Below are 7,047 nucleotides of genomic sequence, written 5' to 3' on the forward strand. Positions count from 1 at the left end.
CCCGCTACCCCCGCCGGGTGTCCACCACGGGGGAGAGCATTCGTATGGGTCGTGGCCGTTCCAGGAGCATGCCGAAGCCGCGCGGCCCGCGCTCCGCACCGCGTCCGTTCGAGGCGTCGCGGGCTGCCGGGACGACGGATGAGCTCGACCGGCTGCGCCGCGAGCGTGACGAAGCCCGTGCTTTGCTGCAGGACCTGCTGAAGAAGGAGGGCGACGGCGGTGCCGTCCTCGCCCGGCGCCTCGCGGCGCTCGAGGAGGAGCGCATGGTCGCCCGTGGCCAGGCCGTCGAGGCCGCCCTCGCCCGCGGCCGCGCCGAGGCTGCGCTGAAGGCCCTGTCGGACGCCATCGACCGCGCCCCTGGCATCGAGGGCTGGCTGCTGCGCCGCGCCAAGCGCAAGGTCATCCTCTAGGCGCCCCACGGGGCCGCAGCCCGGCCCCGAGCCCCAGCCAGGCCATTTTTTGTCATTGCGAGGCATTCGCAATTCGGTTAGCTCCCGGATGTGACGCACTGCCCGCTCCCGCCTGGCCGGCACCTTCCCGCGCCCGCCTCCTGCGCCACCGTCGCCCGACGGTGCAACGAAGGGCGCGACCCCGGGCGCGACGCCGCATGACCCCCTTCCCCTTCCTGACCGGTGACCTTGCCCGCGGCGGCACCGGCCTGGTCCCGCTCGGCATGCCTGGCCGCGACGCCATCCCGCTCGCCAACCTGATGGCCCAAGGCGCCGTGGACCGTTTGGTCGGCGGCATGGTGCAGCCCCTGGGCGGCGACAGCGCGACGCCCGATCGCCGCGCGATGCTCTCGCTCTGGAGCCGCTACTACTTCTACACCCTGATCCCGCCGGTGGTGCTGACGCTGATGCTGGCCCATCGGCGCCTGCCGCTGGCCGCCGGCGACGGCGCCGTGCTGCTGAAGCCCGATGGCCTGCCCGAGGCCATCGCGCTGCCCCATGGCGGCGACCCTTGCGCCGCGCCGCGTGACCCCTTCGACCGCTTCGCGCCGCTGATGCGCGACCACCTGGCGCCGCTGATCGCCCACTGGTCGGCCGAGGGGAAGCTGTCGCAGAAGGTGCTCTGGGCCAATGCCGCCGGCTACTTCGCCTGGATCGTGCGCGAGGCCGCCGCGACCCCCGGCATCGACCCCGAGGCCGCCTTCGCCGGCACCGCGGTGGTGGAGGCGACCCACCTGCCGGATGGCAGCGCCAACCCGCTGCACGACCCGATGCACACGCTGGACGGCCCTGCCGGCCCGCAGCGCTGGCGCAGGACCTGCTGCCTGCTCTACCGCCTGCCCGACCGCCAGGAATGCCCCTATTGCCCGCTGCTGCTGCGCGGCGGCCGCTGTGCCGGCCCGAACGAGCCCTGCTGCACCGACAGCTGACCGGGTACGACTTGACCTTCGCCGCAGGAACGTTGCGCTTTCGGTCTTGGCAAGCCGCCGGCCGCAGGCTACCGCCGGAGCCATGGACACCTTCCTTCCTGCTCTGATGCTGCTGTCGGGGGGCGCCTTCATCAACACGCGCGCCAATGTCCCCGAGCTGCGCCCCGCCTCCGAGGCGGCCGATCTCACCTGGCGGCTGCTGTCGCGACTGGCCTTCTACCTCTGGATCGGCCTGCTGCTCTGGGGCGCCTATCAGCGGCCGCTGCTGACGGTGCTGCTGGGCTTCGGCCTGTCGCTGGCCTTCAACGTGCTGCTCGCCGCCCGCGGGCCCAAGGCGATCTGGCCAGGCCTGTCGATGCTGCTGTCGCTGCTCGGCATCCTGCTCGGCGTCTGGACCGTGCTCGGCCTGGAGCTCTGACGCCCATCCTCTGAAGGAGACAGACGGTCATGTTCTTCCCCGGCTTCACCCTCGAGGAGCGGCAGGTGGCGGGCGAGACCGTCCGCCTGCGGCGCGGCGGCAAGGGCCCGCCCTTGCTGCTGCTGCACGGCAATCCGCAGACCCATGCGATGTGGCACAAGGTGGCGCCGGCGCTTGCCGAGCGCTTCACCGTCATCTGCCCCGACATCCGCGGCTACGGCTTCTCCCAGTCTCCGCCGCCCTCCGCCGACCACGCCGCCCATTCGAAGCGGGACATGGCCAGGCAGCTGCTGCAGCTGATGCAGGGCCTCGGCCATGACCGCTTCCAGGTGCTCGCGCATGACCGCGGCGCCCGCGTCGCGCACCGCCTGGCCCTCGACGCGCCGGAGGCGGTGCAGCGCCTGGCGGTGCTCGACATCGTCCCCACGATCGAGCATTTCGAACGTGCCGACATGGCCTTCGCGCTTGGCTACTACCACTGGTTCTGGCTGGCCCAGCCGCACGACCTGCCCGAGCGGATGATCCTGCGCGACGTGGAGGACTGGTTCGACCTGCACACCAGCCGCGAGCCCAAGGACCGCGGCTTCTTCCATCCCGAGGCCCGCGCCGACTACCTCGCCGCCCTGCGCCAGCCCGGCACCGTCGCCAGCATCTGCGAGGACTACCGCGCCGCCGCCAGCATCGACCTCGACCATGACCGCGCCAGCCGCGCGGCGGGCGAGAAGGTGGCCTGCCCGCTGCTGGTGCTCTGGGGGGCGAAGGGCAAGATCGGCACATGGTACGCGCCGGTCGAGCTCTGGCAGCGTTACGCCTCGGGCCCGGTGACCGGGCATGCGGTCAGTTCGGGGCACTACCTGGCGGAGGAAGCGCCCGGCGAGGTGCTCGACGCGGCGCGGGGCTTCTTCCAACAGTGAGCAAGGCCAGGGGAAGGAATTCCCCTGGAGCCCTTCTTCTTCTTTCTGCTCCTCAGGCGGCGCGGCGGGCGCCGTGGCTGCCCTCGCGCACCTCCTCGACGATCTTGGCCACGAAGGCATCCAGATCCTCGGGCGACCGGCTGGTCACGATGCCCTTGTCGGTCACCACCGCCTGGTCCAGCCAGGTGGCGCCGGCATTCTGCACGTCGGTCTTGATCGAGCTGAACGACGTCATCTTGCGGCCCTTGGCCAGCCCGGCCTCCACCAGGATCCAGGGCCCGTGGCAGATCGAGGCCACCACCTTGCCCTTGGCGGCGAAATCCTGCACCAGCGCGATCACCTGCGGCTCGACGCGCAGATGGTCCGGGTTCAGCACGCCCCCCGGCAGCACGATGGCGTCGTAGTCATCCGCCCTGACCTCGGCCAGGGCGCGGTCGACCGGGACGCTGCGGCCCCAATCCTCCGGCTCCTTCATCCCGTCCCAGGCGGTGATCTGGCCCGGCGCCCGCGTCTTCTCCGGCGCCGCCACCTCGACTGTCGCGCCCTGGGCGCGCAGCTTCTCCAGCGGCACCGTCAGCTCGACCTCCTCGAAGCCGTCGGTCGCCAGGATCAGGATCTTCGCTTCCTTGATGTCAGGCATTGGCATGTCCTTCTGCTGCTCTGCGGAAGGAACCGCTCTGGCCCGCCCCGGGTTCCCGGCCTCAGCCGAAGATCGCCGGCAGATCGGTGTCGCCGGTCGCCGCGCCGAAGCCGGTCAGCAGCGCATGCGCCTGGCCGCGGTGATGCGTCTGGTGGTTGAACAGATGCGCCGCCAGCAGCGCCATCGGCCGCCGGATCTCCCGCCCCATCGCGCCGCTGAAATAGGCGAGATCGCCTTCCAGCACCTCGGGCGTCAGCCCCGCCGCCCAGCTCTCGATCACCGCGTCCAGCCGCTCCCGCTCGGCGCGCAGCGCGGCGAAATCCTCGATCATCGAGGGGCTCTGCGCGATGCCGACGGGCGGCGGCGGGCTGCCGGTGAAGCGGTGCAGCCAGATTGTGTCGGCCCAGGCCAGGTGGCACAGCGTCCCCTGCAGCGAGCCGAAGAAGGCGCCGCGGTCTTCCCTGCGCTGCGCCTCGGAAAGCCCGGCGGCCGCGGCATAGAAGCGCCGGTTCATCTCGCTGTTGTAGGCCGCCATCATCCGGCAGAAGGCGGGCGTCGTCACAGCGAGCGATAGAAGAAGAGCTGGTCGCCGAAGGTGCCGTCGGCATTGCGGGCGAAGGCGGGGATGCGCCCGGCCTCGACCCAGCCCAGGCTGCGATACAGCCGCTCCGCCGCGTCGCCGGCGCGGGTGTCGAGCGTCAGCAGCGACCGGCCGATGCCGCGCGCCGCCTGCTCCGCCCGCCGCATCAGCGCGCGGCCGACGCCGCGGCGGCGGTAGCCGGGATGCACCAGCAGCATCTCGACCACGGCGCGGTGCGGCTGGTTCTCGGCCATGGCCAGGTTCAGCTGCGCCGTCCCCGCCATCCGCCCGTCCAGCCAGGCCACCAGCAGCAGCCGGTTGCCCATGGCGACATCGCCCGAGATCTTGCGCCAGAAGCCGCGCGCCGTCTCCGGCGAGAGCGGCGCCTGATAGGCCACGCTGGCGCCGTCGGCCACGCAGGCCGCCAGGATATCGGCCAGGTTGCGCTCGGCGCTGGCGGCGGCGGCAGCGTCGAGAGCCTCGATCACCAGCCCATGTGCGGGCTTCGCGTAGCGGAATTCCAGCGAATGCGAGATGTCGTCCAGGATGCGGATCGACCCGGCCCGCACATAGCCGCGCTTCTCGTAGAAGCGGTGCGCCGCGTCGAAGCGCGTGTCGGTCCACAGCACGATGCGCTGCGCGCCCTGTCCTTGGGCGTAGTTCTCGGCGCCGCCCAGCAGGACATGCGCCAGGCCGCTGCCCCGCTCCGCCTGCTCGACATACATCTTGCAGATTTCCCAGGCATTGTCGGAGCCGAGCGGCCGGGTGGCGACCATGCCGGTCACCCGGCCAGCCCGCTCCGCCACCCAGACCGCGCCGCCCGAGGCCTCGAAATGGCTGGCCAGCGCGCGCAGCTCCGGCACCTCGCCATCGACGTCCAGGATGCAGTTGGGATACTCGCCCCAGGCGTCGCCGATGAGGCGGATATAGTCCGCCGCATCCTCGTCCCGGCCGGCGCGGATCTCCGCCGCCGGCCGCGCCTTGCCGATCGGGCCGTTCACGAAAGCGCCCGGCAGAACTCCTGGATCCGCGTGCAGGCCTCGCGCAGGCTCTCGGTGTCCGTCGCGTAGGAGATGCGGATATAGGGGCTCATGCCATAGGCCGTGCCCTGCACGGTGGCGACCAGCTTCTCCTCCAGCAGGGCCAGGGCGAAGTCGGTGTCGGTCTCGATCTTGCGGCCGCCCGGGCTGGTCTTGCCGATGCAGCCGGCGATGTTCGGATAGACGTAGAAGGCGCCTTCCGGCTTGTGGCAGGACAGGCCCGGCGCCTCGGCCAGCATGTCCACCACCAGGTCGCGGCGGGCGCGATAGATCGCGGCGCGCTCGGCCAGCAGGTCCTGCGGGCCTTCCAGCGCGGCGACGGTCGCCGCCTGGCTGATCGTGCTGATGCCGCTGGTCAGCTGGCCCTGCATATTGGCCATCGCCTTGATCAGCGGCTTCGGGCCGCCGGCGAAGCCGACGCGCCAGCCGGTCATGGCATAGGACTTCGACGCGCCGTTGACGGTCAGCACGCGGTCCTTCAGCGCCGGCTCGATCTCGGCGATGGTGCAGAAGCCGCCGTCATAGACCAGGTGCTCGTACATGTCGTCGGTCAGGATCCAGACGTCGGGATGCTTCAGCATGACGTCGGCGATCGCCCGCATCTCGGCGCGCGAGCAGGCGGCGCCGGTCGGGTTGGACGGGAAGTTCAGCAGCAGCCACTTGGTCTTCGGCGTGATCGCCGCTTCCAGGTCCTCGGGGCGCAGCTTGAAGCCGTTGTTCTGCGGGCAGTTGACGAAGGTCGGCGTGGCGGTGGCCAGCTTCGCCATGTCGGCGTAGCTGACCCAGTAGGGGGCGGGGATCAGCACCTCGTCGCCGGCGTCGCAGGTGGCCAGCAGCGCGTCCATGATGATCTGCTTGCCGCCATTGGCGACCAGGATCTCGTCCAGCGCGTAGTCGAGGTTGTTGTCGCGCTTGAACTTCTTCTGGATCGCCTGCTTCAGCGCCTTGGTGCCGTCGGTCGGCGGATACTTGGTGTCGCCGGCCAGCGCCGCCTTGTGCGCCGCCTCGATGGCATGGGCAGGGGTCGCGAAATCCGGCTCGCCGGCGGCGAGGCTGATGACCTTCTTGCCCTCGGCCGCCAGTTCACGGGCGCGGCTGCCCATGACGACGGAAGCGGAAACGGCGATATCCTTCAGGCGACCAGCAAGGGCAGGCATGGCTCAGGGCTTCTCCGGAACTTCGGCGGTGGCGCAGCCTAGAGAGGCTTGACCGCCGCGCCAAGGCCATGCGCGGGGTGCAAAGCGCAGAACCGTCCTGCAAAGGCCACGAAACTCGGCGGAAGCGGCTTTTCCCGCGCGGTGGCCCGGACGCGGCGGCGATGGCCTCAAGCCATCGTCATGGTGGGCCGCATCTCCCCTGCGGTATCAGGCGACGCGCGAACCGGCAGCGAGGCAGACCATGGACAAGAACTGGCGCGGATTGCGCCGCCCCCTGATGGCGATCGCCCTGGCGCTGCTGCCCTTCTGGCTGTTCCTCGGCGCCGCCAACGAGGTCCGCGTCAACGGCGCCCTGGTCGGTGGCAGCCGCTTCAACCTGGGCGGGCTGGTCATGGCGCTCGTCGGACTGGGCATGGCCGTCGGCATCCTGCGCGAGCGGCCGCGCTGGGCGCCGCGCCTGGTGCTGGCCGCGCTCGCCCTGCCGCTCTGCCTGTTCCAGGCCGCCGTCTCCGCCGAGCTTCTTTCAGTGCGCCAGATCCGGGCGGCGCTGACCGGGCCGCCGGCGCCGGATCCGTCCGCCGGGCTGGGCCAGGAGGAGCGCGCCCGCCTGGCCGCCAGCGCCCGCCGCCCGATCCTCGACGAGGTCGCGCTGCGCGACGAGTTCCTGTCCGTCTCCAGGCGGCTGCGGGTGCGGACGGAGGAGCATATCGCCTATGCCACGCTCTGCCACCGCCGCGCCTGGCTGGCGGTGGCGCCGCTGCCCGCCTGGCTTTCCGAGGCCGAGCGCGCCGAGGTCGCCGCCGCCGGCAACGGCCCGCGCTCGGCGACGCCGCCGCCCTGCAGCGAGGCCACGTCCGAAACCCTGATGAAGGCGCTGGCCGAGCAGGCGATGCGCGACCGCGACCTGGCCGACATCATCC

9 protein-coding genes are annotated in these 7,047 nt (G+C 71.4%); 5 read left to right on the forward strand and 4 right to left on the reverse strand.

The genetic code is table 11. From position 1 onward, the window contains the following. The 4 genes from BKE38_RS15990 to BKE38_RS16005 form a co-directional block, all read left to right on the forward strand. A partial coding sequence (locus BKE38_RS15990; RefSeq protein WP_207553586.1) for a hypothetical protein occupies positions 1–410 on the forward strand: 410 nt, incomplete at its 5' end. Positions 411–607: 197 nt separating this feature from the next. After that, positions 608–1,378: a siderophore-iron reductase FhuF gene (gene fhuF, locus BKE38_RS15995; protein ID WP_076958295.1), complete on the forward strand. Its 771-nt coding sequence runs from the start codon at positions 608–610 to the stop codon at positions 1,376–1,378. Between the two features lie 82 nt (positions 1,379–1,460). Further along, a complete protein-coding gene (locus tag BKE38_RS16000; RefSeq protein ID WP_076958296.1) occupies positions 1,461–1,796 on the forward strand; it encodes a multidrug DMT transporter permease in 336 nt (111 codons plus the stop codon). 29 nt (positions 1,797–1,825) lie between these two features. Next, a complete protein-coding gene (locus tag BKE38_RS16005) occupies positions 1,826–2,710 on the forward strand; it encodes an alpha/beta fold hydrolase (protein WP_076958297.1) in 885 nt (294 codons plus the stop codon). 52 nt (positions 2,711–2,762) lie between these two features. On the opposite strand, the gene BKE38_RS16010 is transcribed toward BKE38_RS16005, so the two are convergent. The 4 genes from BKE38_RS16010 to BKE38_RS16025 form a co-directional block, all read right to left on the reverse strand. Next, a complete protein-coding gene (locus BKE38_RS16010) occupies positions 2,763–3,350 on the reverse strand; it encodes a type 1 glutamine amidotransferase domain-containing protein (protein WP_076958298.1) in 588 nt (195 codons plus the stop codon). Between the two features lie 61 nt (positions 3,351–3,411). Beyond that, complete coding sequence (locus BKE38_RS16015; protein WP_242662378.1) at positions 3,412–3,885, reverse strand: DinB family protein; 474 nt, start codon at positions 3,883–3,885, stop codon at positions 3,412–3,414. 23 nt (positions 3,886–3,908) lie between these two features. Continuing rightward, a complete protein-coding gene (locus BKE38_RS16020; protein ID WP_242662380.1) occupies positions 3,909–4,931 on the reverse strand; it encodes a GNAT family N-acetyltransferase in 1,023 nt (340 codons plus the stop codon). Further along, positions 4,928–6,127: a pyridoxal phosphate-dependent aminotransferase gene (locus BKE38_RS16025; RefSeq protein WP_076958300.1), complete on the reverse strand. Its 1,200-nt coding sequence runs from the start codon at positions 6,125–6,127 to the stop codon at positions 4,928–4,930. Before BKE38_RS16025 ends, BKE38_RS16020 begins: the two co-directional genes overlap by 4 nt. 241 nt (positions 6,128–6,368) lie before the next feature. Between BKE38_RS16025 and BKE38_RS16030 the strand changes: the two genes are divergently transcribed. Continuing rightward, on the forward strand, positions 6,369–7,047 hold a 679-nt coding region (locus BKE38_RS16030; RefSeq protein ID WP_131829616.1), incomplete at its 3' end, for a hypothetical protein.

Origin of the sequence: Teichococcus deserti (assembly GCF_001982615.1) — a bacterium.
GTDB lineage: Bacteria > Pseudomonadota > Alphaproteobacteria > Acetobacterales > Acetobacteraceae > Pseudoroseomonas > Pseudoroseomonas deserti.

Excerpts from the sequence above, each read along its gene's own strand:
- fhuF (WP_076958295.1), top strand. The coding sequence starts at position 608 with ATGACCCCCTTCCCCTTCCTGACCGGTGACCTTGCCCGCGGCGGCACC.
- BKE38_RS16000 (WP_076958296.1), top strand. The coding sequence starts at position 1,461 with ATGGACACCTTCCTTCCTGCTCTGATGCTGCTGTCGGGGGGCGCCTTC.
- BKE38_RS16005 (WP_076958297.1), top strand. The coding sequence starts at position 1,826 with ATGTTCTTCCCCGGCTTCACCCTCGAGGAGCGGCAGGTGGCGGGCGAG.
- BKE38_RS16010 (WP_076958298.1), bottom strand. The coding sequence starts at position 3,350 with ATGCCTGACATCAAGGAAGCGAAGATCCTGATCCTGGCGACCGACGGC.
- BKE38_RS16015 (WP_242662378.1), bottom strand. The coding sequence starts at position 3,885 with ATGGCGGCCTACAACAGCGAGATGAACCGGCGCTTCTATGCCGCGGCC.
- BKE38_RS16025 (WP_076958300.1), bottom strand. The coding sequence starts at position 6,127 with ATGCCTGCCCTTGCTGGTCGCCTGAAGGATATCGCCGTTTCCGCTTCC.